This is a genomic window from Acinetobacter sp. FDAARGOS_724 (assembly GCF_013364475.1).
Classification (GTDB): domain Bacteria; phylum Pseudomonadota; class Gammaproteobacteria; order Pseudomonadales; family Moraxellaceae; genus Acinetobacter; species Acinetobacter variabilis.
Window position 1 is genome coordinate 633,463 of the sequence record NZ_CP054908.1, and the last position, 25,934, is coordinate 659,396.

Genomic DNA, 25,934 nt, shown 5'->3' on the forward strand with positions numbered 1-25,934 from the left:
CTTTTTTGCGCTATAAAGATTTACAGCTTAGATTTCACGAACTGCACCTTTTGCAGCGCTTGTGGTATGCATTGCATAGGCCTTTAATGCTTTAGAAATCTTACGTGGACGGTCTTCCACTGGATGCCATCCTTTTTCATCCTGTGCTGCACGACGAGCGGCCATAGTCGCATCATCCACAGCCAGGTGAATGGTACGGTTTGGAATATCGATTTCGATACGGTCGCCATCTTCAACCAGACCAATCGCACCACCTTCAGCAGCTTCTGGAGAGACGTGACCAATCGACAGACCTGAAGAACCACCAGAGAAACGGCCGTCAGTCAGAAGTGCGCACTCTTTACCAAGGCCTTTAGATTTCAGGTAGCTGGTTGGGTATAGCATTTCCTGCATACCAGGGCCACCACGTGGACCTTCGTAACGAATGACGACTACATCACCTGCCGTGATTTTGCCACCCAGAATCGCGTCTACCGCAGAATCCTGGCTTTCAAATACACGTGCAGTCCCATTAAATTTCAGGATCGATTCATCTACACCAGCCGTTTTCACGATACAGCCATCGAGTGCGATATTACCATAAAGCACAGCCAGACCACCGTCTTTAGAGAAGGCATGTTCTGCATTACGGATCACACCATTTTCACGGTCGCCGTCCAGACGTGAGTAGTAACGATCTTGTGAGAATGCAGTCTGAGTCGGTACACCACCTGGTGCTGATTTAAAGAATTTATACACTTCTTCATCTTCAGTACGGATGATGTCCCACTTGTCCAAAGCATCTTTTAATGTTGCTTCGTGAACCGTACCGACAGAGGTATCTAACAGGCCTGCACGATCCAGTTCGCCGAGAATCGACATAATACCGCCGGCACGGTGTACATCTTCCATATGCACGTCATTCTTCGCAGGAGCAACTTTACAAAGCACTGGTACTTTACGAGACAGACGGTCGATGTCATCCATGGTGAAATCCACACCCGCTTCGTTTGCAGCAGCCAATAAATGCAGAACGGTATTGGTTGAACCGCCCATTGCGATGTCCAAAGTCATGGCATTTTCGTACGATGCTTTGGTCACCATTGAACGTGGCAATACGCTGTAATCGTCCTGTTCATAATGGCGTTTTGCCAGTTCAACAATGAGAGAACCTGCACGTTCGAACAGTTTTTTACGGTTCGCATGAGTTGCCAAAGTTGAACCATTACCTGGAAGCGATAGACCCAATGCTTCAGTCAAGCAGTTCATTGAGTTCGCAGTGAACATGCCTGAACATGAACCACAGGTTGGACATGCAGAACGTTCGTATTCCGCAACTTCTTCGTCAGTATAGTTATCATCTGCCGCAACGATCATCGCATCGATCAGGTCGATGGCTTTGTCATTACCACGGATTTTTACTTTACCTGCTTCCATCGGACCGCCAGACACGAAGACCACCGGAATGTTCAGACGCATTGCTGCCATCAACATCCCCGGAGTGATCTTGTCACAGTTCGAGATACACACCATGGCATCGGCACAGTGTGCGCTGACCATATATTCTACCGAGTCAGCAATCAGGTCACGTGAAGGCAGTGAATACAACATACCATCATGACCCATCGCGATGCCGTCATCTACAGCAATGGTATTGAATTCTTTTGCTACACCGCCTGCCTGTTCAATCTGACGTGCCACGAGCTGGCCTAGATCTTTAAGGTGAACATGACCCGGTACAAACTGGGTGAATGAGTTCACCACGGCAATAATCGGTTTACCGAAGTCTTCATCCTTCATCCCAGTTGCGCGCCATAAGCCACGCGCACCCGCCATGTTTCTTCCGTGTGTCGATGTTTTTGAACGATAGTCAGGCATTTTATATTTCCAACAAAGTTTGAGCTTGGAATGAACCGAAAAAGGTTCACTCTGGCTAGATCATACTGACAATGAGCTTAAATCAGTCGAATGTTAGACCTATCATACTACAAGCCATTGTTTTACAAGATGACCTATTCGTTGTAGATGCAGACAAAAATGTCTATAGAGAGGTCTCGGTGAGCTGACAATAAAAATCTCTTAATAAAGCTACTATACCGCCATCATGGATTGGACAATACAAAACTTTCATGAATAATTTTTAGAATTTGCATGAGTTTTTTTTATATAAAATTTAATTAAAAGTGGGAATCTATAATCGCTGTAACAGTTAAGTGCATTGTAGATTAGGCGGCCATTTGGCTTTTAGCTTATAATAGCTGCCAAGTTTATTTGGAATTTCATGTGTGAAAATCATATTTGCAGGCACACCAGAATTTGCAGCAACTGCATTGGCTGCGCTTCTCAAAACCGATCATGAAATTGTGGCGGTCTATACTCAGCCGGACCGTAAAGCCGGTCGTGGTCAGAAACTTACCGCTTCTGCTGTAAAACAGCTGGCGCTTGAACATGACATTCCGGTATATCAACCACTTCATTTCAAGTCTTCAACTGAAGAAGGTCTTGCTGCTCAGGCGGAGTTAAAAGCCTTGAATGCTGATGTGATGGTCGTAGCTGCCTATGGTCTGATTTTGCCACAAGTGGTTCTGGATACGCCTAAATATGGTTGCCTGAATATTCATGGTTCACTGCTGCCACGCTGGCGCGGTGCTGCGCCGATCCAACGTGCAATTGCAACGGGTGATCACGAAACTGGCGTGACCATCATGAAAATGGCTGCCGGGCTGGACACTGGTGATATGATGTATAAAACTTTATGTCCTATCACTGCAGAAGATACTTCAGCCAGCCTGCACGATAAACTGGCTGCTCAAGGTGCGGAAGCAATTGTAGCGGTACTGGAATCTGAAGAAAAATTACAACAGTATTTAGCCGCACGGGAAGTGCAGGACGAAGAACTTACCGTCTATGCTCATAAGCTATCTAAAGCAGAAGCCCGAATTGACTGGAGCTGTACTGCCTCTAATATTGACCGTAATATCCGTGCCTTTAATCCTTGGCCGGTGGCTTTTATCCCTCTGGATGAAAATAACAACCTGCGGGTTTGGGGTTCGGTACTCTCAGAAAAAAATGCACACTGTCATGCCGCTGGCACGATTCTGGCGATTGATAAACAGGGTGTGCATGTAGCCTGTGGTGATGAAAAAGCAGTGTGTCTCACTTCACTGCAATGGCCGGGCGGCAAACCGCTCAATCCGGTACAAATTAACCAGACCCAAAAATTACATGTAGGACAATTATTGGCATGAGTCATTCTGAATCAGGCACATCTCACCTTAACTTGCGTGCCCAAGTGATTCGTACCTTACTTGCTGTACAGCAAGGACAATCTCTGGCTAGCATTTTGCCGCTACATTTAAAGAAAGTGGCTGACCGTGACCGTGCCCTGTTCCATGAACTGGTGTTGGGTACTTTACGTCAATGGTATGCACTTAAAAGTATTACCTTGCCTCTGCTAGTGAAGCCTTTAAATAATGACACGGTCGAAACCTGTCTCTATGTCGGCCTATACCAGTTACTGGAAACCCGAATCGCGCCACACGCTGCCATTTCTGAAACCGTGACTGCCGTAAAGCAACTCGGCTATCAGGCTTTAAGTGGCGTAGTGAATGCCATCCTGCGCCGTGTTTCACGTGAAACATCGGAATTTCAGGCAGCACTGGATCAGGCTCATGGCCTGCCAAGTTGGCTCTTTAAACGCCTGAAAAAAGACTGGCCAGAACAGCTCACTGAACTAAGTCATCAGTTAAAGCAGATTGCTCCACTGACCTTGCGCGTAAATGAACGTCAGGTTAGCCGCGAGGACTATCTGGAAATTCTGGAAGAGCACGAAATTCCTGCCCACGCCTGTACGATTTCCAAAGTCGGGATTATTCTCGATGCCAATGTACAAGTACCTGATTTACCTGGTTTTGATATCGGTGGTTTTTCGGTACAGGATGAACATGCCCAGCTCTGCGCTACCTTATTGCCAAATCTGGATGACAAGTATGTTATTGATGCCTGTGCAGCACCGGGTGGTAAAACGGCGCATATTCTAGAAAAATATCAGCCGCGTAAACTGATTGCACTGGATCAGGATGCCAAGCGTTTAACACGTGTCACTGAAAATCTTGAACGTCTGTTACTAGAAGGCGATCATGTTGAAATTAAGGCTGCAGATGCCATTACCTGGCAGGCACCGGAACAGCCGGACTGTATCGTGCTGGATGCGCCATGTTCAGCCATCGGTGTAATGCGTCGCCATCCAGATATTCGTTTACTGCGTCATTCAACTGATATCACCCAGACGGTGGAATTGCAAAAACAGATTCTAGAAAATATGTGGCAGCAACTGAAAGTTGGCGGTACTTTGCTTTATATCACCTGTTCAATTCTAAAAGCAGAAAATGAACAGCAGATGGTCGAATTCTTTAGCAAACATCCCGAGGCTAAAGAAATTAAAATTGAGGCCGATTGGGGCATTGAACAGATCCATGGTCGTCAGCTGCTACCTAAAACCGGTCAAGGCGATGGCTTTTTCTATTGCCGGATTGAAAAGACTGCTTAAATGATATTGCTAAAAGAAAAGGTAGCTTCGGCTGCCTTTTTTATTGTCTTGATTTGAGATTATTATTGTACAAATTTAAAAATCACTAGACTGGTCGCCAGTGCCGCCATCCCACTGACCAGACCATACACGGTTTCATGACCTTTAGAAAAACGTTTTGCAGTCGGCAAGAGTTCGTCTAGTGCCAGATAAACCATCACCCCACCAATGATCCCAAACACCATACCATAAATAGTATGGCTCATATATGGTGCCAGAATGAAATAGCCCAGCGCAGCGCCCAGAGGTTCAGCAAAACCTGAAACCAGACTGGCCACAAGTGCATAGTCTTTACGGCCTGTTGCACCATAAACCGGTAATGCAATTGCGACACCTTCAGGGATATTATGAATTGCAATGGCAACCGCCAAAGGTGCACCCAGTGCAGGACTTTCCAGCGTCGCAAAAAAAGTCGCCAATCCTTCTGGCAGGTTATGTGCACTAATCGCGAATAAGGCCAGCAGGCCGGTTCTTAGCAGTTGCGGCTGACTCAGATCCTGTTTCGATTGTGCCTCAATGGTTTCATGCGGATTAGGAACGAATCGATCCAGCAATAAGACCAGTACCACACCCAATAAAAAAGCAAAGGTGCCATAAGCAAAACCGGATTTTTCATCAAAGGCCAGGCTAAAAGAACTAATAGATTTATTTAAAATTTCTGTGAGCGAGACATAGATCATTGCTCCCGCAGCAAAGGCCAGTCCGAAGGCTAAAACCCGGTAATTCGGTTTTTTTAAGAACAGCACCAATCCCCCACCCACCAGGGTTGCCAGACCTGCTAAAAATGTCACTGCAAAAGCAGTATAGACTTGTGCATCAGTAACGGGAGCAATTCCCATAAGTCTGCCCATAAAAAAAGTCATTATCACCAAAGATGATAATGACTTTCATTTACAGCAACAATGTGTTTATGTGAAGATTTTTAGTCTTCTGGTTCTTCTGGATTTTTTGCCAGATGAATCACAGAAAGTACCAGACCACCCCATAATAAAACGATGGAGAAAATCATCATGATCAATGCAGATGTATTCATATTGGTTCTCCTAACTATGACGGTCTTTAACTAGACTGAGCAGAATGGCGCCCAGAATAAAGAATGCAAGGGTGCCCCCACCAATCGTCCATAGCGTACTTGCGGGATAACCACCATAGCCTTCTGCCATGATTGATTTCAGGGTTAAACCCAATGCCAGCAATAATGATAAAGGCGTGATCACTGTCAGCATGAACTTCCAGCTGGCACCCAGTTTCAGACTGGCAAACTCGTTCACATGTGTTTCCAGCTGTTTCATCAATGGACGACGGAACCAGGACAATAAAATAATCGAGAACAGTCCACCACCCACAATACCGATGTTATTGGCAAAGTAGTCAATAATGTCGACAAAGGTAATGGCACTATGGGTCGAGAACATCAAGGTGGATACAACTGCTGAACCACCCGCAATAATCGTCACTGACTTGTTCTTTGACCAGCCCAGCTTGTCTTGGAATGCCGCAATTGGCACCTGCAGGATACTCACCATGGAAGTAATACCGGCTACAGTCAATGAACCAAAGAACAGGAAGCCAAACAGATCACCACCTGCACCTAAGCTGGAAATGATTTTCGGGAAGGCAATAAAGGCCAGACCGATACCACCAGATACCACATCTTCAACTTTCGCACCTGAACTGAACGCCATAAAACCAAGTGCTGCAAAAACCCCAATACCTGCCAGGATTTCAAACGACGAGTTAGCTAATGCCACCACGACACCTGAACCGGTCAGGTTTGTTTTACGTTTCAGGTAAGAAGCATAGGTCAACATAATCCCGAAGCCCACTGAGAGTGAGAAGAAGATGTGACCAAAAGCAGCCAGCCAGACTTTATAATTGGTCATGGCTTCCCAGTTTGGGGTAAAGAAGGCATTTAAGCCATCGACTGCACCCGGTAAACGTATCGCCTGAATCACCAGAATCGTGAATAAAATTACCAGCAAAGGCATAAAGATTTTATTCGCCAGTTCCACCCCACGGCGTACCCCACCGTAAAGAATCAGCATCACGGCTGCCCAAACGATCACCAGACCAAAGAACAGTACAGGGACGAAACCGAAGGTCAGGCCCTCACCATTTTGCAGGTAGCTATTGAAGAAAAAGGCTTGAGTATCTGTGCCCCATTGCTGCCCAAAGGAATAAATCATATAGCTGCCGGCCCAAGACAGGACGCTGGCATAATAAATCCCGATGATCAGGGTCACCATGACCTGCCACCAACCCAGAGATTCTGCATTCATGAGTTTTTTATAGGCCATCGGTGGTGCTTTGCGGAACTTATGTCCGACTGCATAATCTAAAAATAATAGAGGTAAACCTGCTGCAAAAATCGCAATCAGATAAGGAATCAGGAATGCACCGCCACCGTTTTCATAGGCAACGTATGGAAAGCGCCAAATATTCCCCAAACCAACGGCAGAGCCAATGGCTGCAATAATAAATCCTGATCGTGCCGACCAATTCTCTCGAGTATCTGTCATAGAACACCTAAACTTTAAACTTCATTCAATACTGCTTGTTATGGTTTTGTCGCGAGCACTGAAGAAGCATTTCAATTATTTCGGGTGTTTGAATTAGAGTTATACCTTTTGGGCATCGAATTCTAATATACAAACAGGTCAGCTAGCCGGACAGCTTGCTTAAAGTCTGAGCAGAAAGCCGACCTTGTAGATGGTTCAACAATACTGACTTTTGCAAATTTTTTCTGTAATTTCTGCTTAAAACATTCTTTTTTTATAATCTATTCTTATCAAATGCTCAATAATTCTACGCTGAGCTCTTGATTTTATTGGTTATATGTATACAAACTTTTTGGAATATATTGTTTTTAAGTTTTACTACAGTTTTCAAGCAATATTTCGCTCTTAACTCATCAAGTGTTAAATAGAGATTGAAAAAGTATTTTTATACCTTCCTCGCTTATTTTCTTCTGAATAAAAACAGAGCTATGTCTTAATTCATTCAGTTTATATTTTTGCCTATCCTGCTACCTTTTTAAGCAATAAAAAGCAAAATTCCACAACCGACCTTAATTATGCCGATTGTGGAACTGTACTGATTGATTCGGTCAGCTTAACATTTGATGACAAGCATACGCTCTTCCTGCATATCACGAATCGCAGACTGAATACCTTCACGACCCAGACCGGAATCCTTGACACCGCCATAAGGCATATTATCAACACGGAAGGATGGAATGTCGTTGATAATCACACCACCGACATGCAGATGATCCCAGGCATACATCATCTTCTGCAGATTCTGGGTATAGATACCGGCTTGCAGACCAAAGCGACTGCTATTAATACAGGCAATTCCTGATTCAAAATCACTATACGCTTCAATAATGGCGACCGGACCAAACACTTCATTACGGTAAATTTCCAGTTGATGATCTACCTTTTCCAACAAGATCGGTTCAAACATCGCACCTTTCACTTCACCACCGGTCAGTACATGGGCACCTTGCGCTACGGCATCTTCCATCCAGCGATGCAAACGTTTAGCTTCAGCTTCCTTGATCATTGGCCCCAGCAAAGTCGTTTCCAGATCCGGATCACCGGCTTTCAGATGTTGCAGTTTCTGAACCAGCTTGTCTTTCAGTTCTTCAAAAATATCCTGATGCACCAGAATACGTTGCACACTGATACACACCTGCCCTGCATGACCATAAGCGCCACCAATCAGACGGTCAATCAGATGTTCGCTGAGTTCAGTATCTGGCTCAATCATTACTGCGGCATTCCCACCGAGTTCCAGAGTAACTTTTTTGCGGCCGGCACGGGCTTTCATATCCCAGCCCACGACATCAGAACCAGTAAAGCTCAATAGTTTAAAACGGTCATCTGTGACCAGTACATCTGCCAGATCACGTGGACACGGCAGAATCGAAAACGCATTCTTCGGTAAATCAGTTTCTGCCAGAATCTCGGCAATTTTTAAGGCTGAAACTGGAGTCAGACTCGCCGGTTTCAACACGAATGGACAACCTGCAGCAATTGCCGGCGCAATTTTATGTGCGGTCAGATTCAATGGAAAGTTAAATGGACTAATCAGGGAAACAGCGCCAATCGGTACCTGTTTCACCATGCCCTGATAACCGGAAGCTGCGGCGGTGACTGCCAGAGGTAAAATACGCCCCTGATCCATTTGGGTGACCGCATCTGCCGCAATCTGGAAAGTATTGATCAGACGTTCTACTTCTGCGCCAGCTGCTTTACGTGGTTTGCCACCTTCGGCAATCAGGATTTCAGTCAGTTCTTCACGGATTTCATTAAACCGCTTCACACAATGCAACAGAATTTTCTGTTTCTGGAAAGGTTCCAATGCTGCCATTTCTGCTTCTGCCTGAGTCGCAGACTGAATTGCCTTTTCTAAAGTTTCAGCATCTGCCAGCGCGACACGTGCATAAAGCTCCTGACTATATTTATGTTTGACCTCCAACCATTCACCCGTTTGTACCGGCTGTCCTGCCACATATAATGGATAGTCTTGATGATGTTGTGCTGCTGTCGATCCCATTATTCTGCCCTTCACATTAGCATATACATTTTAGAAATTACCTATATCATGCACTTACTGATTACGTTTAAGAAGATGTATTTAGGTAACAAAATCGCTCAATTTAAAGAAAGCGTAAGGAAAATTAGAAATGCGTACACAATTATTCACTGCATTATTACTAGGATTAGGACTGAGCAGCATAGGCCATGCCGATGTGATTGGTCTTAAAGCAGATGCCAGCTACTGGAATTTTGACGGTTATAGCCAATCTGCCAATACCAGCAAACAGGACCTGGATCGCCAAGGCACGGCACAACTGTCGGTTGCATTTGAACATCCAGTACCACTACTGCCAAATGCCAAAATCAAATATGTGAGTCTGGACAATAATAGCGAACAAATTACCCCGCTGAATGCGGCTGATATCGAACTCAATAATATCGACTATATTCTGTATTACGAACTGCTAGATACCATTGTGCATGCTGATATCGGTGCTGGTCTGACCAATCTGGATGGTACAGTCAGAAATCTGAATGCAGGTGCCCTGACTCAGTACGATCTAGATGAATACAGTCCATTACTCTATGCTACAGCTGGGGTAAAACTGCCATTTACTGACATGAGTGCTAAAGCTGAAGCGGTTTACAGTCATGGTAGCGATATTAAAAAGACTGATGTTCAGGCTGAACTGCAATATGACTTTATTGATAACCTGCTGGTCGATGTAGGGGCTAAAGTCGGCTATCGCATCATGAATATTGATGCCGAACAAAATAATGCGCCAGATTTGGAACTGGAATTTAAAGGTCCTTATATCGGCTTAGATATACACTTCTAAGGAATATAATGACTTATGAAAATTGGTCTTCACCCTGTAAGCCCAGACGTATAAAGATAGATGTCATCGACGTCTATGCCAACTTTCAGGTTCAGACTATTCTACAAACATACAGAGCAGGAAGCTCAAATACCTAAGAACAAGAAGAATAAAGTAGTGCACCAGGACGTGAGGTACGACAGGAGTTATACCTAGACACGAGATACGAAAAAAGCCCCAACAGGATGTTGGGGCTTTTTTTATCTATAAATTCTTAGCATTGTTTAACAGTTCCGAGCTAAAAATCCAACATTGTAAGAATCGCTTTGTTGTTAATCTGAAAATCCTCACATTTTTTGGGAACAGCAATCATGGTAAAAAAGGTCCTCTTTATTACTTCAAACCAAGGCGTTGAACATGATGAACTGGTCGAGCCTTTAAATTTTCTAAAATCCAAAGGATTTGAAGTGATTCATGCGGCAGAAAAAAATGAAGAGGTGGCGACTGTAAAAGGCGATACCAAAGCTGCTACCTCATATACGCCTGATACCAGTTTTGATCACGTCACGCTGGATGATTATGATCTCTTAGTTGTTCCTGGTGGCACTGTGAATGCAGATACGCTAAGAATTAATGAATCTGCCCAGAAAATCGTACAGCATTTTGCTGATCAGCAAAAACCGATTGCCGTAATCTGTCATGGGCCATGGGTTCTGATTGATGCACAGCGAATTAAGGATAAAAACCTGACTTCGTACAAGAGCATCAAACTAGACCTAGAAAATGCCGGTGGTAAATGGGTCGATGAACAGGTTCATCGTTGCAATACCGGTGACTGGGTGCTGATTACTTCACGTAATCCGGATGACATTCCTGCTTTCAATGACGCCATCTTAAAAGAACTGGAAGGCGATGCTGCCTAAGTTCACACTATAAAAAGCCTCCATCTGGAGGCTTTTTTATTTTCTTGATCTTATTTTATTTAAATGCCGCCTTTCAGGCTTTTTAGATAAGCCACTACGTCTTTATTACCGGCCATTTCTGCCAGTTCTAAAGCGGTATAAGTACTACGATGATCGACATCTGCACCTTTGCTCACCAGTAGTTTCACTACTTCCAGATGATCATTTTCAGCAGCTGCATGCAAGGCACTATAGCCTTCTTCATCGGCTGAATTCACATCTAGACCTTCCTGCAAGGCTTGTTCGACCTGTTCAATATCACCTAAGGATGCCCAGTACACCAGTTCAGGAAGATGCAGTTCGTCGTCATCTTCAGGGATTGGGGAGAATGAATCGAATTGCATACGATCACCTTCTAAAAACTTTTGGTTTATTAAATATATAAAGCTAAGAGGGGTCAATTCGAATTCTGTACTTATTAAGATTCTCCATATTTATCTACAAAATTTTTAACAAGATTAAAGGCATCTTTAAAATTTTGATCATATTCATTATGATGCTGGTAACCACAACGCTGATTATAAAGATCAGTAAAATCATCATGCCAATGTTGAAAAGGCTTTATTCGCTTATCTATTGCAGTCATTGGATGTATTTTTCCTTGAAATAAGGCCTTAAACACTGCTCCAGAGACTATTACTCCTTTAGTTATATAATTCTTCTTTAAAATTAAGCTCATGATTAATTTTCTAAAAGACACTAATTGACGTGTGCCTCCATAACCATTTTGTTTACTGAAATGAACCGTAGTATTTAAAACAACATGACAATGTTCATTAACTTCTACAGCAATACAGGTTTCACCCTTAACATTATTAGCTCGAATAAAATAAATAATAGAGGGGTTGAGCTCATTGATTTTTTCTAAGCAATCAAACATATCTATATAAATTTCTTCGTCATGTTTAAAAGGATTTCCTTTTCCCTCTATTAACCATCTTGAACTTAAACCAAATTCATTTGTGTATTTCTCTAAAAACTCAAATGATGGTTCTTCCTTATCAAGAAAATACTTTTCTAAATTACTAACCTTTTCAAGATTTAAAATTCTGCTGAATTCTGCAATAGTAAATTTTTCATCTCGACTTTCATTCATTAGTTTTAATGCAAGCTGAAGTCGGTTAGAAATCTTTTGTCGTTCTGATTTTTTAATTTGGAATTGAGTCTTTTTTAGTAAAAAAGGAGTTATTAAATTGACAAAAATTCCTATTAATATGGCTTGGAATGTTTCCATGTAAAGCTTATTCAAGGTATTAGATATATAGAATATATAATAAAAAAGCCCCCTTTCGGGGGCTTCTTATTTCGAATCAGGTTTTAAGCTTTTGCAGGAACGGTATCTGCTGAACCAATCTTTTCAGATTCATCATCATGCATGATCAGAGCAACTGCAATCGCTGTAATCAGTACCGGTAAACCGACTGCCATAAAGTTAAAGTGTGCAGGCAGGTTCATACCGAGTAAGCCACCAATCAGGATCGGGCCAACAATCGCCCCCATACGACCAATCGCAGATGACCAGCCAATACCTGTTGAACGTACTGCCAATGGGTAGAACTGCGCAACATAGCTGTATAGCAACATTTGCGAACCGATTGATGCTGCACCTGCCAGGAACACCAGGATGTAAAGCAGGAACTGGTTAGATGCAAAGCCCATTGAGCTCATCACAATCGCACCCATCATACCGAGGAACATTAATACTGGTTTCAGGTGGAAACGGTCAGCCAAAATACCGCCGCCCACAATACCAACCACTGCACCCACGTTCATCGCCATCATAAACATTAGACTGTTGTCCATTGAGTAGCCCGCTGCCATCATTAGCTTTGGTAACCAGCTGCTCAGTGCATACATGGTTAGTAGGCAAGTAAAGAAAGCTACCCAGAACAATAACGTATTTACGGCACGGCCACGACGGAACAGGCTTACCACGTTTGCTGCTTCAGGTACATTTTCCTGTGGCAGTTTAAAGGTGGTAGTTTTTGTAACACTTAGATTTGGAGCCAAACGACGTACTATTTGACGTGCCTTTTCCTGTTTGTTGTCTTTGACGATAAAGGCTAAAGATTCTGGCAGAAATTTCCAGATCACTGGTAATAAGAATAATGGAATACCTGCGATAAAGAACATGATTTGCCAACCAAAACTTGGGGTAAACCATGAACCCAATAAGGCAGCCATCACACCACCTACCGCATAACCACTAAACATAGTAGTTACTAAGGTACTACGCATTTTTTGTGGTGCATATTCAGAGGTTAGTGCCACCAGGTTTGGCATAACACCACCAATGCCCAGACCGGCAAGAAAACGTAAAATTCCGAACTCAGTCGGGTTTGAAGCAAAACCGCCGGCAAAGGTCAGACCACTGAATAATACGATACAGATCATGATGACTTTTTTACGGCCAATTTTATCTGCTAGAGAACCAAAGATCATCGCGCCAAACATCATGCCGGCAAGTGCAGTACTGGCAAGCATTCCCGCTTGAACGGCACTTAAGCCCCAGTCCTGCATTAATAAAGGTAAAACAACACCATTGATTGCTAAATCGTAGCCGTCAAACAAGATAATGAGTAAACACCAAGCAACTACATTGAAGTGAAAAGGCGTAAATTTCGCATTATCGACTACAGAATTTATATCTACTGTTTCCGTTGTCATCGTTCTCATCTCCCATGAGTACTTGTCCATAAAATCCTTTTGAATATCCAGGGGAATATTCAAGTTTTAGCAATATACGCAAGTGAGATTTAGTGCACAATAAGACCAAATGATGGAGCAATTTCAGCCATAAAATAGAAGTTATTTATGTGATTTATCACATTTTCATAAAGCTAAATAATTGAATATTTAGACATTTATTATTCTCATTAAAATGCCTATATAAATAGTCTATAGACCAATGATTTTTTGATTTATTCAATTTTTTATGAATGATTTTTATACTTTGAACAAAAAATCCCTTTCTTATGAAAGGGATCTTTTGACTCAATTAAGATTTATAGCAAGTTGATTGGCAAAAAGTGACTAGGTTTTAATAGAATTCAGCTTCTGTTTCGCCAGTAAGGTCTCAGCATTTCGTTCTGCATTCAGATCTTTACGTACAATCATAGCCACTGAAATCGCGCCAATAATGGCTGGAATCGCAACTGCCAGGAAGTTCATTTTGTGTGGCAGCTCCATACCCAACAGGAATCCAATAATAATTGGACCAACAATTGCCCCTACCCGACCGACTGCAGACGCGCAACCAATACCAGTAGAACGGATTGCCAATGGATAGTACTGAGCCACGAAACTATAGAGCAGAATACTGCTACCAATTGCCGAAGCACCTGCAGCAGCGACCAGCAGATAGATCACAGCTTGTGGAGAGTTAAAGCCTAATCCAACTAATGAAACTGCACCCAACAGGAACATGCCAATAATGACCGGTTTCAGATGGAAACGATCCGCCAGAATACCGCCACCAATGGTTCCAACCACTGCACCAATATTCATGGCCATCAGGAACATTAAGCTGTTACCCAGAGAATAACCCGCTGCCATCATCAGTTTTGGTAACCAGCTACCCAATGCGTAGACCATAAGCAGACACATAAAGAAACAGCACCAGAATAATAAGGTACTCATGCTACGGCCCTGCTTAAATAAAGCGGCAATAGAAGCATCGGGTGCATGCACTTCATTCAGTACAAACTGGGTACTTGCAGTGACATTTTGCTCAGGACTGATCTGTTGAACAATTTTACTAGCTTTTTCATTTTGCTGTTTTTTTACCAGGAAAGTTAAAGATTCCGGTAAATACAAATACAGTATAGGCAGCATCAATAATGGAATACCTGCGATATAGAACATGATTTCCCAACCAAAACTTGGGGTAAACCAGGCACCTAATAACGCCGCCATAATCCCGCCGACTGCATAGCCACTAAACATGGTAGTGACTAAAGTGCTGCGCATTTTTTGTGGCGCATATTCAGAAGTTAATGCGACCAGATTCGGCAATACACCGCCAATACCTAAGCCCGCAATAAAACGTAGGATGCCAAATTCAGTCGGACCAGAGGCAAAACCGCCCCAGAACGTAAATCCACTGAATAAGGTCACACAAATCAGGATGACATTTTTTCGTCCAATTTTATCTGCCAGCATACCGAAGAGCATGGCACCAAACATCATGCCGGCCAGAGCGGTACTTGCAAGCATTCCGGCCTGAACTGCCGTCATATTCCATTCTTGCATCAGTAGGGGTAAAGCAACACCGTTGATTGCCAGATCATAACCGTCAAAAATAACGACAAATACGCACCAAAGTACGATCTTTAAATGAAAAGGTTTAAACTTTGCTTCATCCACTACAGCATTCACATTCACTGTTGTTGCTGTCATTTTTCCTCACCTCCAATTGTGAGCTTTTTTATTCTATGAAAAAATGAACGTTCATTCACTTTTGTATATAAAATGGATGATTCTTTAAACCTTGTCTACTGCAAAACTTACCAAGTTAGATGTTTTTAATAAAATTTAGGCTAAAGTCGTAGATTGAATAATTTTTAGACAGACCAATAAGAAAATAAGGCGAAGTTAATTAATTATACTTTTCACGTTATTTATATTTTTATTATCTAGGTACAATTAGGAGGTTATTTACTTTTTTTTCTAGAACCCCCCGCATAAAAAAAGCCCCCTGCGTGAGCAGAGGGCTTTTAGGAATAATGAGCTGGCGATGACTTACTCTCACATGGGAGACCCCACACTACCATCAGCGCTAAGAGGTTTCACTTCTGAGTTCGGGAAGGGATCAGGTGGTTCACTCTTGCTATGGTCGCCAGCACAACTGGTATGCTTACTCGCTATGGTCTTATCTACGTTGCTTGCGCTTCGTTTGCCTAGCTTTCTTCAAATAGAATGCATTAACAGATTTATCTGAGTCGCAGTAGTTTGTTCGATTAGCTTAACTAAATCAAGGCTTCGTCTGATCGTTAGATCAATATGAAATCAATTGATGCTTTATATACAACTGCTTGGGTGTTGTATAGTCAAGCCTCACGAGCAATTAGTATTGGTCAGCTTCATGCATCACTGCACTTCCACATCCAACCTATCAACGTCGTAGTCTTCAACGGCTCTTTAGGAGACATAAAGTCTCGGGGAAATCTTATCTTGAGGTAGGCTTCCCGCTTAGATGCTTTCAGCGGTTATCCCTTCCGAACATAGCTACCCGGCGATGCGACTGGCGTCACAACCGGTACACCAGAGGTTCGTCCACTCTGGTCCTCTCGTACTAGGAGCAGATCCTCTCAAATTTCCAGCGCCCACGGTAGATAGGGACCGAACTGTCTCACGACGTTCTAAACCCAGCTCGCGTACCTCTTTAAATGGCGAACAGCCATACCCTTGGGACCTGCTTCAGCCCCAGGATGAGATGAGCCGACATCGAGGTGCCAAACACCGCCGTCGATATGAACTCTTGGGCGGTATCAGCCTGTTATCCCCAGAGTACCTTTTATCCGTTGAGCGATGGCCCTTCCATACAGAACCACCGGATCACTAAGACCTACTTTCGTACCTGCTCGACTTGTGGGTCTCGCAGTTAAGCGCGCTTTTGCCTTTATACTCTACGCGTGATTTCCGACCACGCTGAGCGCACCTTCGTACTCCTCCGTTACTCTTTAGGAGGAGACCGCCCCAGTCAAACTACCCACCAGACATGGTCCTCGCTCCCGATCAGGGAGCAGAGTTAGAACCTCAATATTACCAGGGTGGTATTTCAAGGACGGCTCCATGGCAACTAGCGTCACCACTTCAAAGCCTCCCACCTATCCTACACAAGTAAGATCAAAGTTCAATGTCAAGCTGCAGTAAAGGTTCACGGGGTCTTTCCGTCTAGCCGCGGGTACACCGCATCTTCACGGCGAATTCGATTTCACTGAGCCTCTGCTGGAGACAGCGCCGCCATCATTATGCCATTCGTGCAGGTCGGAACTTACCCGACAAGGAATTTCGCTACCTTAGGACCGTTATAGTTACGGCCGCCGTTTACTGGGGCTTCGATCAAGAGCTTCGCTTACGCTAACCCCATCAATTAACCTTCCAGCACCGGGCAGGCATCACACCCTATACGTCCACTTTCGTGTTTGCAGAGTGCTATGTTTTTAATAAACAGTTGCAGCGGCCTGTTTTCTGAGGCTGCCAACAGCTCAAGGAGCAAGTCCTATCACCGCCGGCAGCGTACCTTCTCCCGAAGTTACGGTACCATTTTGCCTAGTTCCTTCAGCAGAGTTCTCTCAAGCGCTTTGGTCTACTCGACCTGACCACCTGTGTCGGTTTCGGGTACGATTCCAGTGTAACTGAAGCTTAGAGACTTTTCCTGGAAGTATGGTATCAGCCACTTCACCAGTAAACTGGCTTGCTATCAACTCTCAGCATAGAGTACCCCGGATTTGCCTAAGATACATGCCTACAGTCTTCCACCTGGACAACCAACGCCAGGCTGACTTAACCTTCTCCGTCCTCTCATCGCATTACACTGAAGTATTGGAATATTAACCAATTTCCCATCGACTACGCCTCTCGGCCTCGCCTTAGGGGTCGACTCACCCAGCCCCGATTAACGTTGGACTGGAACCCTTGGTCTTTCAGCGAACGGGTTTTTCACCCGTTTTGTCGTTACTCACGTCAGCATTCGCACTTCTGATACCTCCAGCAGACTTCTCAATCCACCTTCATCGGCTTACAGAACGCTCCCCTACCACTTGCAATAAATTGCAAATCCGCAGCTTCGGTACATAGTTTTAGCCCCGTTACATCTTCCGCGCAGGCCGACTCGACTAGTGAGCTATTACGCTTTCTTTAAAGGGTGGCTGCTTCTAAGCCAACCTCCTAGCTGTCTATGCCTTCCCACATCGTTTCCCACTTAACTATGATTTAGGGACCTTAGCTGGCGGTCTGGATTGTTTTCCTCTTGACTACGGACGTTAGCACCCGCAGTCTGTCTCCCGGATAGTACTCATTGGTATTCGGAGTTTGCATCGGTTTGGTAAGTCGGGATGACCCCCTAGCCGAAACAGTGCTCTACCCCCAATGGTATTCGTCCGAGGCGCTACCTAAATAGCTTTCGGGGAGAACCAGCTATCACCGAGTTTGATTAGCCTTTCACCCCTATCCACAAGTCATCCCCTGGCTTTTCAACGACAGTGGGTTCGGTCCTCCAGTTAGTGTTACCCAACCTTCAACCTGCTCATGGATAGATCACCCGGTTTCGGGTCTATACCCAGCAACTATACGCCCTATTAAGACTCGATTTCTCTACGGCTCCCCTATTCGGTTAACCTCGCTACTGAATATAAGTCGCTGACCCATTATACAAAAGGTACGCAGTCACCACACAAAGTGGCTCCCACTGCTTGTATGCATGCGGTTTCAGGATCTATTTCACTCCCCTCACAGGGGTTCTTTTCGCCTTTCCCTCACGGTACTGGTTCACTATCGGTCAGTCAGGAGTATTTAGCCTTAGAGGATGGTCCCCCTATATTCAGACAAGGTTTCACGTGCCTCGCCCTACTCGACATCATCATATCAGCCCTTTCGTGTACAGGACTATCACCCACTATGGTTGCACTTCCCAGAGCATTCCACTAAAACTGATATGACTTAATGGGCTGTTCCCCTTTCGCTCGCCGCTACTGAGGGAATCTCAATTGATTTCTTTTCCTACGGATACTGAGATGTTTCACTTCTCCGCGTTCGCCTCATAAACCTATGTATTCAGTTTATGATACCGACCTTATAGCCGGTGGGTTTCCCCATTCAGACATCTCCGGATCACAGGATATTTGCCGCCTCCCCGGAGCTTTTCGCAGGCTATCACGTCTTTCTTCGCCTCTGACTGCCAAGGCATCCACCACATGCACTTAATTACTTGACTATACAACCCCAAACAGTCGTTACACCTACAAGTCAGTGTAGCAACGTAGTTGTTTGCGATCTCGTGAACTTAATCACTGTACAGCTTCAATTAGATTCATATACCAAAACGCTTGATTCAGTTAATTTCGCTAGTTCTCATTCAATCACTTCAACAATCAATCTCGCGATCTCTCGTTTCCGCTCTTTCATGAGTATGAACAAATTATTTCAACTCAAATATATTCTGTTAATGATTTAATGCATCCTCGTCGGACTGCATTACTGTGATAAATCACAGAGGTTAATAACAATGCCGCGCATTATACGCCGCTTTCTTACTAAGCTCTATAAGCTATCAAACCGTTTGCTTATTACGTATTCGAACGAATACGTGGTGGAGACTAGGAGAGTCGAACTCCTGACCTCCTGCGTGCAAAGCAGGCGCTCTACCAACTAAGCTAAGTCCCCAGCTTATCAATAAGTCAATGTTCTGATTTTCTGTTTTCTGGCAGATGGTGGGTCTGACAAGACTTGAACTTGTGACCCCACGCTTATCAAGCGTGTGCTCTAACCAACTGAGCTACAGACCCTCAGATACATCGTCATGAAGAACAACTTGTTGTGGATTCTTACCAATCGTCAATCTTTCGTTAAGGAGGTGATCCAGCCGCAGGTTCCCCTACGGCTACCTTGTTACGACTTCACCCCAGTCATCGGCCACACCGTGGTAAGCGTCCTCCCTAAGGTTAGACTACCTACTTCTGGTGCAACAAACTCCCATGGTGTGACGGGCGGTGTGTACAAGGCCCGGGAACGTATTCACCGCGGCATTCTGATCCGCGATTACTAGCGATTCCGACTTCACGCAGTCGAGTTGCAGACTGCGATCCGGACTACGATCGGCTTTTTGAGATTAGCATCTGCTCGCGCAGTAGCAACCCTTTGTACCGACCATTGTAGCACGTGTGTAGCCCTGGCCGTAAGGGCCATGATGACTTGACGTCGTCCCCGCCTTCCTCCAGTTTGTCACTGGCAGTATCCTTAAAGTTCCCACCCGAAGTGCTGGCAAATAAGGAAAAGGGTTGCGCTCGTTGCGGGACTTAACCCAACATCTCACGACACGAGCTGACGACAGCCATGCAGCACCTGTATCAGAGTTCCCGAAGGCACCAATCCATCTCTGGAAAGTTCTCTGTATGTCAAGGCCAGGTAAGGTTCTTCGCGTTGCATCGAATTAAACCACATGCTCCACCGCTTGTGCGGGCCCCCGTCAATTCATTTGAGTTTTAGTCTTGCGACCGTACTCCCCAGGCGGTCTACTTATCGCGTTAGCTGCGCCACTAAAGCCTCAAGGGCCCCAACGGCTAGTAGACATCGTTTACGGCATGGACTACCAGGGTATCTAATCCTGTTTGCTCCCCATGCTTTCGCACCTCAGTGTCAGTATTAGGCCAGATGGCTGCCTTCGCCATCGGTATTCCTCCAGATCTCTACGCATTTCACCGCTACACCTGGAATTCTACCATCCTCTCCCATACTCTAGCTAACCAGTATCGAATGCAATTCCCAAGTTAAGCTCGGGGATTTCACATTTGACTTAATTAGCCACCTACGCGCGCTTTACGCCCAGTAAATCCGATTAACGCTTGCACCCTCTGTATTACCGCGGCTGCTGGCACAGAGTTAGCCGGTGCTTATTCTGCGAGTAACGTCCACTTATCCCGGGTATTAACCAGGTAAGCCTCCTCCTCGCTTAAAGTGCTTTACAACCAAAAGGCCTTCTTCACACACGCGGCATGGCTGGATCAGGGTTCCCCCCATTGTCCAATATTCCCCACTGCTGCCTCCCGTAGGAGTCTGGGCCGTGTCTCAGTCCCAGTGTGGCGGATCATCCTCTCAGACCCGCTACAGATCGTCGCCTTGGTAGGCCTTTACCCCACCAACTAGCTAATCCGACTTAGGCTCATCTATTAGCGCAAGGTCCGAAGATCCCCTGCTTTCTCCCGTAGGACGTATGCGGTATTAGCGTCCCTTTCGGAACGTTGTCCCCCACTAATAGGCAGATTCCTAAGCATTACTCACCCGTCCGCCGCTAGGAATCAGGTGCAAGCACCCTATCCCCGCTCGACTTGCATGTGTTAAGCCTGCCGCCAGCGTTCAATCTGAGCCATGATCAAACTCTTCAGTTAAAATCATTTCGAACTTTATAAGTAAAGTTCTTAAACTTGGCTCATCAATTTTCTGACTTAAATTTCGCTCAAATAAACTTCGAGTAATTTAAACCAATTAATCAATGAAAATAATTTCGATCAATCAACCAGTAAAAATCCACACAAGTTGTTCTTCATAATCTCTTAATGATCTTTCTAACATCTCGTCAATGCCAGAAGTTGGACTTCGATAAACTTAACAACTCAACGCTTCGTGTTTCGTTCGTTTCCGTCTATCTCGTCGGTATGAGCTCATTATAGGGCAATTTCCTACACAAGCAAGTGCTTTTAACGCACACCAATCATGACTGTTTCATTTTTATGCACCAAATTGGTTCATTTTTCTACCAATTGTTACATAAGTTCATAATATTCCAAAGAAAATACAAACAAAACATTTATATTTTATTTTTCACTTACTTTTTCACGCTTGGTGTTTTAATCGTCACACTGTTGATTTTTACTGCTGTTTTCGGAACGTCCTGATGCATGCCATAGTTCTGAGTAGGTACTTGAGCGATCTTATCGACTACTTCCATACCTTTAGTAACCCGCCCAAATACCGCATATCCCGCATTTCTTGGTGAACGATCCAGAAAACTGTTATCTACCAGGTTAATAAAGAACTGCGCTTTAGCCGAATTAGGATTATTGGTACGTGCCATGGCCAAAGTACCACGTTTGTTTTGCAAACCATTATCTGATTCATTCTTGATTGAAGCTTTATTATTGGCTTTTTCCTGCATGTTGAGATCAAAGCCTCCGCCCTGAATCATGAAGCCTGGAATGACCCGATGGAAAATGGTTCCTGTATAGAAGTTGCTTTTGACATATTCTTCAAAGTTTTTCACCGTAATCGGTGCTTTGTCATTAAAGAGTTCAATTTCGATATTGCCGGATGAGGTCTTCATCTCGATCAGAGTATTGGCAGCAAAACTTGGCAAGCTAAATGCGATCAACGCGATAGCAGATAATGATTTTTTTAACATTTTTTAACTCATCTACTGATAAAGAAAGGTTGAGATTCACAACATATTAATCTTTCATGACTAAGAATGCAGTGACCTGCCGACTAAAGACAAGAGAATAATAATGAGCCATGCCTTACTACAGGAGAAAAGCGTCCATCAATTTCCGCCTTGGCACTTGCAAGGGGAGGGTTTTATTCTGAATTACTGGATTACCCCTCATTTTATTCGTGAATTTCAGAGTTTTCGGATTGCGCCATCTCCACTCGGCCGTGTCGTTCAGGTTCTATTGGTGCGCTATCATCATTCTCCTGTGGGTCCTTATGATGAATTGCTGATTATGGATCATCCTTTAATTAGCAGACGGCGTCTTTCGACTATTCCGAAAATTTATGTCTCTACCCATGAATCTATTGTGTATGGTCAGCACTTGTGGGGTATTCCTAAAGAATATGCAGAGTTTAATTGGCAAGAGCAGGGACAAGAAACGATTTGTCGCATTACTCATCGTGGGCAAAGCATGACGCTTCGTCTTAAAAAACCTAAATCTCCTCGTTCTTTCTATTTAAATAGTCATCATCTTCCAAGCTCCATTCTAAAAATCCGGCAAACCTGGAAATCCCGGCATTATCAGTTTAGCCCTCAATTTCGGGGTTATTTATCCAAGCTTATTCAGGCAGAGTGGCAAAATACTCAGGATATATTCCCGGATTTTTCTAAAGCTAAATATTTACAAAGCTTTTATGTGCCTAAATTTAATTTAGTCTTTCCAGAAGCCAAGATCCATAAAAAATAAAAAAGGTGTTTCACGTGAAACACCTTAATTACATCTATTTTTGAATCAGATCTTTTTGTCCAAGAATTTACGGAAATTCTTGCTGAGTTCAATGACCTGCTTTTTCGAACGTTTATGAATTGGGGTTAGATTGATAAAACCATGTGCCTGATCTGTATATTCCTGATAATACACTCGCACCCCATTCTCACGTAACTTCAGAGCATAGATTGAACCTTCATCATGCAGCACATCATGACGGGCGGTAATCACATAGGCAGGTGGCAGATTCTTCAGTTCACCATAGGTCGGTGAAATCAGCGGATCATCCAGTTCGACTTGATGTGTTTCAGCATATAACTTGGTTACCAGATCAATATCCTGAGCTGAAAGTACCAGGCCCTGGTTATAGGCATAAAAAGAAGGATGGCGGCTTTTAAAATCGACAGCCGGGTAAAGCAATAACTGTGCGCGAGGTGCATAGATCTTATTGGCACTCCGCTGCGCAACCACTGCCGCCAGATTTCCACCTGCACTATCCCCTGCCACTACAATCTGGTTTTTATAGATTTTCAGCTGCTTGATGTTTTGATGTACCCAAGCCAGAGCATCTTCACAGACCTGTACCATCTGCAAAGGACTGTATTCTGGCGTTAGCGGATAAGCCACGCTGAGCACTTGCACCTTGGCATGCACCGCCAATAAACGACAGAACTCATCATGTGTATCCAGACCACCCACTATAAATGCACCACCATGATAGAAAATGACCATCGGCAATTTTTTCTGTGGTGCCGGATGATAATGTCGGGCAAAGATAGTGCCATTTTGCAATGGCAGACGCAGATCCTCGACTGCCTTGACCGGCGTCGGTTTCGCCTGAATAGCTTTCATGCGTTCATCAAACAGTTGACGTGATCGCACCGCATCTTCACTAATAAAACCGTGCTGTCCCTGTTTGATCTGAATCGCCATCAAGCATTTTATATAAGGATCCAAATCAGGATAGTCATAAGGATAATCCAATGCTTTTACCAGACGTTCTTGTGCAAAGCTCGGCAGGCAATCCAGCAAGCGTGCTGCAGTGCCCTGCCCCTTATCCATTACAAATTTTGTGACCGGATTATTCGCACCCATGAGTTTTCATCCTTTTCCCATAATTCTTCATTTTTTCTACATGATTAGGGTTTTAGTGACCATATTCTTATATAAGTCTTAATATCAATGTACATAGATCATCTGCCAAATACGCTAACCTGAATTTAATCAGATGTCATTGATAGTTTAAGTGAGATTTTTACAGCACTTTTGCGACTTTGATGTAGAAGTCTGTATACAAGGAGATAGCTTATGGCGATAAAAATAATAACGGTATCCTTAGCCACTGCATTTTTAGCTTTAGCCGTAGGCTGTGTGGCTTTTCCTGATGATGGTTATTATGACGGACGTTATGACCGTCGCGATCGAGGTTATGACTATCGTTATGATCAAGACCGCCGCTATGACCGGCAACGCTGGGAATATGAACAGCAACGTAAGAGGCTGGAACTGGAACGGCGCAAAAATATTCAGCAGCGTAACTGGGAACAGGAACGTCGTCGGCAAATAGAACTGGATCGTCGTAAAACTCAACTGGAACGACAACGTCTGGAACAGCAACGCAAGAATCTGAGTAACCAGCGTCAGAAACAGGCTCAGGCCGAACGTAAACGTCGCCAGCAGCTGGAACAACGTAAGAAAGTGGCAGAACAGCAGCGTAAACGGGTTCAGCAAAATCGCTCCAATAATCCACGCTGGAATGATCAGCGACGTAAGCAGGAACAGCAGCGACCACGTAATCGCCGCGATTAGGCAGAATATAAATAAACAGAGAAGCCCTGATTTAAATCAGGGCTTTTTTATGGACTGAGTTTTATGGTTTTGATCTCATCCAAGCTATTTTCTTTGAATAGAAGAAATGTTTTCAATCAGCATAGTCTTGATGAAGATGATCCCATTTTATAAGTCGAAAACCGTAGCAAATTTCAGGCAAAAAAAGGCTTATCTAGAGAAAAGATAAGCCACGAAAACACATTTCTAAAAAAGAGAAGAAACTACAGCGATAGAATCTGAAATGAATAATATAGCGTTACTCATTTTTTGTGTAATACTTTATTGCTTAGTTATTAATCGCTTTTATGTCTAAAAAATAATCTGGACAAAAAAAAGCCGAACCCTGTGTGAGGGATCTGACTGGAAAAACAGTTTAAAAAATAAAGCAACAGCAACCTGGTTCAGCTCTCTCCTCAGAACAAGGTCGCTGTTAATGACGCTATGATGCACCTGTCTTAAAAATATTTAAAACAGATAAAAATTATTATTCCTATCTAAAAATACGATGCTGCTTTTATTAAAGTCACTAAATCCAAATAAATCTTAAAATTAATCTGTACTTGTGCTTGAATTTTTTGCCCCTGCCCCGATTTCTTTAAATAATTAAAAATTTCAATCATGGCAGTTCAGTATTAACGCAGTTAACTCTGACGCCCAAGGACTGTACATGTTTAAGAACCCATTTAAACGGAGTAAATCAATGGCGACTGAGCAAAACGATCAAGCTCAAGAACTTGAGCAAGAGCAAACGGAACAACAAACAGCTCAAGCTGAACCTGAACAAGCTGAAGTTACCGTTGAGTCTTTACAGGAACAAATCGCACAGCTTGAAGGCGATTTAAAACTGGAAAAAGCACGTACTGCAAATGCCGTATATGAGGCACAAAAAAGTGTAGAACGCATTCAGCGCGAATCAGAAAAGCATAAAGATACTGTTTTGGAAAAGTTCTCTAAGGAGCTGTTAGAAACTGTAGATAACCTGGAACGTGCAATTCTCGCTGCGGGTGAAGAACAAGGCCCGTTACGGGAAGGCGTAGAACTAACTTTAAAAGGTTTACTGACAACATTAGAAAAATTTGGTGTGGTCGTAGTTGATACTGAGAATGGTTTTAATGCCGAGTTACATCAGGCAGTTGGTATTGCACCAGATGCCAAAGCCAATGAGATCGGTACAGTCTTGCAAAAAGGCTATGCCCTGAACGGCCGTTTATTACGTCCTGCAATGGTTATGGTTGGCGCTTAAGCTAAATAAATTCGGGAGTTTGTGAAATTTTTTCTAAAAGTTTACTTGAAAAAAATTG

18 protein-coding genes, 2 tRNA genes and 3 rRNA genes are annotated in these 25,934 nt (G+C 43.8%); 7 read left to right on the forward strand and 16 right to left on the reverse strand.

All coding sequences use genetic code 11. The features are described from left to right. Positions 1-27 precede the first annotated feature (27 nt). Positions 28-1,857 (reverse strand): dihydroxy-acid dehydratase, encoded by a 1,830-nt coding sequence (ilvD, locus tag FOC32_RS04345; RefSeq protein ID WP_081402678.1) that lies wholly within the window; start codon positions 1,855-1,857, stop codon positions 28-30. Positions 1,858-2,264: 407 nt separating this feature from the next. On the opposite strand from ilvD, the gene fmt reads away from it, so the two are divergent. Continuing rightward, positions 2,265-3,227, forward strand: a complete 963-nt coding sequence (fmt, locus tag FOC32_RS04350) for a methionyl-tRNA formyltransferase (RefSeq protein WP_004780397.1) — start codon at positions 2,265-2,267, stop codon at positions 3,225-3,227. Continuing rightward, the gene (gene rsmB / locus FOC32_RS04355; RefSeq protein WP_175966489.1) at positions 3,224-4,528 is read left to right on the forward strand and encodes a 16S rRNA (cytosine(967)-C(5))-methyltransferase RsmB; all 1,305 of its coding nucleotides are present in this window, start codon (positions 3,224-3,226) and stop codon (positions 4,526-4,528) included. The genes fmt and rsmB overlap by 4 nt, the downstream gene beginning before the upstream one ends. Before the next feature lie 62 nt (positions 4,529-4,590). On the opposite strand, the gene zupT is transcribed toward rsmB, so the two are convergent. The 4 genes from zupT to FOC32_RS04375 form a co-directional block, all read right to left on the reverse strand. After that, on the reverse strand, positions 4,591-5,406 hold the full coding sequence (gene zupT / locus FOC32_RS04360; protein ID WP_005233170.1) for a zinc transporter ZupT: 816 nt from the start codon (positions 5,404-5,406) through the stop codon (positions 4,591-4,593). A gap of 83 nt (positions 5,407-5,489) precedes the next feature. Then, entirely contained in the window at positions 5,490-5,600 is a 111-nt protein-coding gene (locus tag FOC32_RS04365; RefSeq protein ID WP_004814066.1) for a methionine/alanine import family NSS transporter small subunit, read from the reverse strand. 10 nt (positions 5,601-5,610) lie between these two features. After that, a complete protein-coding gene (locus tag FOC32_RS04370) occupies positions 5,611-7,086 on the reverse strand; it encodes a sodium-dependent transporter (RefSeq protein WP_005233168.1) in 1,476 nt (491 codons plus the stop codon). Positions 7,087-7,678: 592 nt separating this feature from the next. Further along, positions 7,679-9,127, reverse strand: a complete 1,449-nt coding sequence (locus FOC32_RS04375; RefSeq protein ID WP_175966491.1) for an aldehyde dehydrogenase family protein — start codon at positions 9,125-9,127, stop codon at positions 7,679-7,681. A gap of 130 nt (positions 9,128-9,257) precedes the next feature. Here FOC32_RS04375 and FOC32_RS04380 point away from each other — a divergent pair, with 130 nt between their 5' ends. Together FOC32_RS04380 and FOC32_RS04385 are read left to right on the forward strand one after the other, a co-directional pair. Continuing rightward, positions 9,258-9,950 carry a TIGR04219 family outer membrane beta-barrel protein gene (locus tag FOC32_RS04380; RefSeq protein ID WP_104426816.1) on the forward strand — a complete coding sequence of 231 codons (693 nt, stop codon included), beginning with the start codon at positions 9,258-9,260 and terminating at the stop codon, positions 9,948-9,950. A 350-nt stretch (positions 9,951-10,300) separates the two neighbouring features. Continuing rightward, complete coding sequence (locus tag FOC32_RS04385; protein WP_175966493.1) at positions 10,301-10,852, forward strand: type 1 glutamine amidotransferase domain-containing protein; 552 nt, start codon at positions 10,301-10,303, stop codon at positions 10,850-10,852. 59 nt (positions 10,853-10,911) lie between these two features. On the opposite strand, the gene FOC32_RS04390 is transcribed toward FOC32_RS04385, so the two are convergent. The 10 genes from FOC32_RS04390 to FOC32_RS04435 all read right to left on the reverse strand — a co-directional run bounded on the left by FOC32_RS04390 (position 10,912) and on the right by FOC32_RS04435 (position 22,007). Then, complete coding sequence (locus FOC32_RS04390; protein ID WP_175966494.1) at positions 10,912-11,235, reverse strand: ankyrin repeat domain-containing protein; 324 nt, start codon at positions 11,233-11,235, stop codon at positions 10,912-10,914. A 74-nt stretch (positions 11,236-11,309) separates the two neighbouring features. Continuing rightward, positions 11,310-12,125 (reverse strand): hypothetical protein, encoded by an 816-nt coding sequence (locus FOC32_RS04395; RefSeq protein ID WP_175966496.1) that lies wholly within the window; start codon positions 12,123-12,125, stop codon positions 11,310-11,312. A gap of 83 nt (positions 12,126-12,208) precedes the next feature. Then, the gene (locus tag FOC32_RS04400) at positions 12,209-13,558 is read right to left on the reverse strand and encodes an aromatic acid/H+ symport family MFS transporter (protein ID WP_166137437.1); all 1,350 of its coding nucleotides are present in this window, start codon (positions 13,556-13,558) and stop codon (positions 12,209-12,211) included. A gap of 366 nt (positions 13,559-13,924) precedes the next feature. Then, positions 13,925-15,289 (reverse strand): MFS transporter, encoded by a 1,365-nt coding sequence (locus FOC32_RS04405; RefSeq protein WP_034171560.1) that lies wholly within the window; start codon positions 15,287-15,289, stop codon positions 13,925-13,927. A 329-nt stretch (positions 15,290-15,618) separates the two neighbouring features. Continuing rightward, positions 15,619-15,733, reverse strand: a 5S ribosomal RNA gene (rrf, locus tag FOC32_RS04410). Positions 15,734-15,935: 202 nt separating this feature from the next. Further along, positions 15,936-18,827, reverse strand: a 23S ribosomal RNA gene (locus FOC32_RS04415). A gap of 373 nt (positions 18,828-19,200) precedes the next feature. Then, a tRNA-Ala gene (locus FOC32_RS04420) sits at positions 19,201-19,276 on the reverse strand. Between the two features lie 45 nt (positions 19,277-19,321). Further along, positions 19,322-19,398 (reverse strand) — tRNA-Ile (locus FOC32_RS04425). Positions 19,399-19,459: 61 nt separating this feature from the next. Next, positions 19,460-20,997, reverse strand: a 16S ribosomal RNA gene (locus tag FOC32_RS04430). The 16S, 23S and 5S rRNA genes sit together here with 2 tRNA genes alongside, the layout of an rRNA operon. Positions 20,998-21,434: 437 nt before the next feature. Then, positions 21,435-22,007 (reverse strand): peptidylprolyl isomerase, encoded by a 573-nt coding sequence (locus FOC32_RS04435; protein ID WP_175966498.1) that lies wholly within the window; start codon positions 22,005-22,007, stop codon positions 21,435-21,437. 103 nt (positions 22,008-22,110) lie between these two features. On the opposite strand from FOC32_RS04435, the gene FOC32_RS04440 reads away from it, so the two are divergent. Continuing rightward, positions 22,111-22,782 (forward strand): acetoacetate decarboxylase family protein, encoded by a 672-nt coding sequence (locus FOC32_RS04440; protein ID WP_175966499.1) that lies wholly within the window; start codon positions 22,111-22,113, stop codon positions 22,780-22,782. Positions 22,783-22,827: 45 nt separating this feature from the next. Here FOC32_RS04440 and FOC32_RS04445 read toward each other — a convergent pair whose 3' ends face one another. Continuing rightward, entirely contained in the window at positions 22,828-23,898 is a 1,071-nt protein-coding gene (locus tag FOC32_RS04445) for an alpha/beta hydrolase (protein ID WP_175966501.1), read from the reverse strand. A gap of 213 nt (positions 23,899-24,111) precedes the next feature. On the opposite strand from FOC32_RS04445, the gene FOC32_RS04450 reads away from it, so the two are divergent. Then, positions 24,112-24,612 (forward strand): hypothetical protein, encoded by a 501-nt coding sequence (locus FOC32_RS04450; protein ID WP_159124276.1) that lies wholly within the window; start codon positions 24,112-24,114, stop codon positions 24,610-24,612. A gap of 721 nt (positions 24,613-25,333) precedes the next feature. Next, entirely contained in the window at positions 25,334-25,876 is a 543-nt protein-coding gene (gene grpE, locus FOC32_RS04455; RefSeq protein ID WP_004780371.1) for a nucleotide exchange factor GrpE, read from the forward strand. Positions 25,877-25,934: the final 58 nt, after the last annotated feature.

What these genes read in the sequence shown, in the direction of transcription:
- ilvD (WP_081402678.1), bottom strand. Translation starts at nt 1,857, where the DNA reads ATGCCTGACTATCGTTCAAAAACATCGACACACGGAAGAAACATGGCG.
- rsmB (WP_175966489.1), top strand. Translation starts at nt 3,224, where the DNA reads ATGAGTCATTCTGAATCAGGCACATCTCACCTTAACTTGCGTGCCCAA.
- zupT (WP_005233170.1), bottom strand. Translation starts at nt 5,406, where the DNA reads ATGGGAATTGCTCCCGTTACTGATGCACAAGTCTATACTGCTTTTGCA.
- FOC32_RS04365 (WP_004814066.1), bottom strand. Translation starts at nt 5,600, where the DNA reads ATGAATACATCTGCATTGATCATGATGATTTTCTCCATCGTTTTATTA.
- FOC32_RS04370 (WP_005233168.1), bottom strand. Translation starts at nt 7,086, where the DNA reads ATGACAGATACTCGAGAGAATTGGTCGGCACGATCAGGATTTATTATT.
- FOC32_RS04375 (WP_175966491.1), bottom strand. Translation starts at nt 9,127, where the DNA reads ATGGGATCGACAGCAGCACAACATCATCAAGACTATCCATTATATGTG.
- FOC32_RS04380 (WP_104426816.1), top strand. Translation starts at nt 9,258, where the DNA reads ATGCGTACACAATTATTCACTGCATTATTACTAGGATTAGGACTGAGC.
- FOC32_RS04385 (WP_175966493.1), top strand. Translation starts at nt 10,301, where the DNA reads ATGGTAAAAAAGGTCCTCTTTATTACTTCAAACCAAGGCGTTGAACAT.
- FOC32_RS04390 (WP_175966494.1), bottom strand. Translation starts at nt 11,235, where the DNA reads ATGCAATTCGATTCATTCTCCCCAATCCCTGAAGATGACGACGAACTG.
- FOC32_RS04395 (WP_175966496.1), bottom strand. Translation starts at nt 12,125, where the DNA reads ATGGAAACATTCCAAGCCATATTAATAGGAATTTTTGTCAATTTAATA.
- FOC32_RS04400 (WP_166137437.1), bottom strand. Translation starts at nt 13,558, where the DNA reads ATGACAACGGAAACAGTAGATATAAATTCTGTAGTCGATAATGCGAAA.
- FOC32_RS04405 (WP_034171560.1), bottom strand. Translation starts at nt 15,289, where the DNA reads ATGACAGCAACAACAGTGAATGTGAATGCTGTAGTGGATGAAGCAAAG.
- FOC32_RS04435 (WP_175966498.1), bottom strand. Translation starts at nt 22,007, where the DNA reads ATGTTAAAAAAATCATTATCTGCTATCGCGTTGATCGCATTTAGCTTG.
- FOC32_RS04440 (WP_175966499.1), top strand. Translation starts at nt 22,111, where the DNA reads ATGAGCCATGCCTTACTACAGGAGAAAAGCGTCCATCAATTTCCGCCT.
- FOC32_RS04445 (WP_175966501.1), bottom strand. Translation starts at nt 23,898, where the DNA reads ATGGGTGCGAATAATCCGGTCACAAAATTTGTAATGGATAAGGGGCAG.
- FOC32_RS04450 (WP_159124276.1), top strand. Translation starts at nt 24,112, where the DNA reads ATGGCGATAAAAATAATAACGGTATCCTTAGCCACTGCATTTTTAGCT.
- grpE (WP_004780371.1), top strand. Translation starts at nt 25,334, where the DNA reads ATGGCGACTGAGCAAAACGATCAAGCTCAAGAACTTGAGCAAGAGCAA.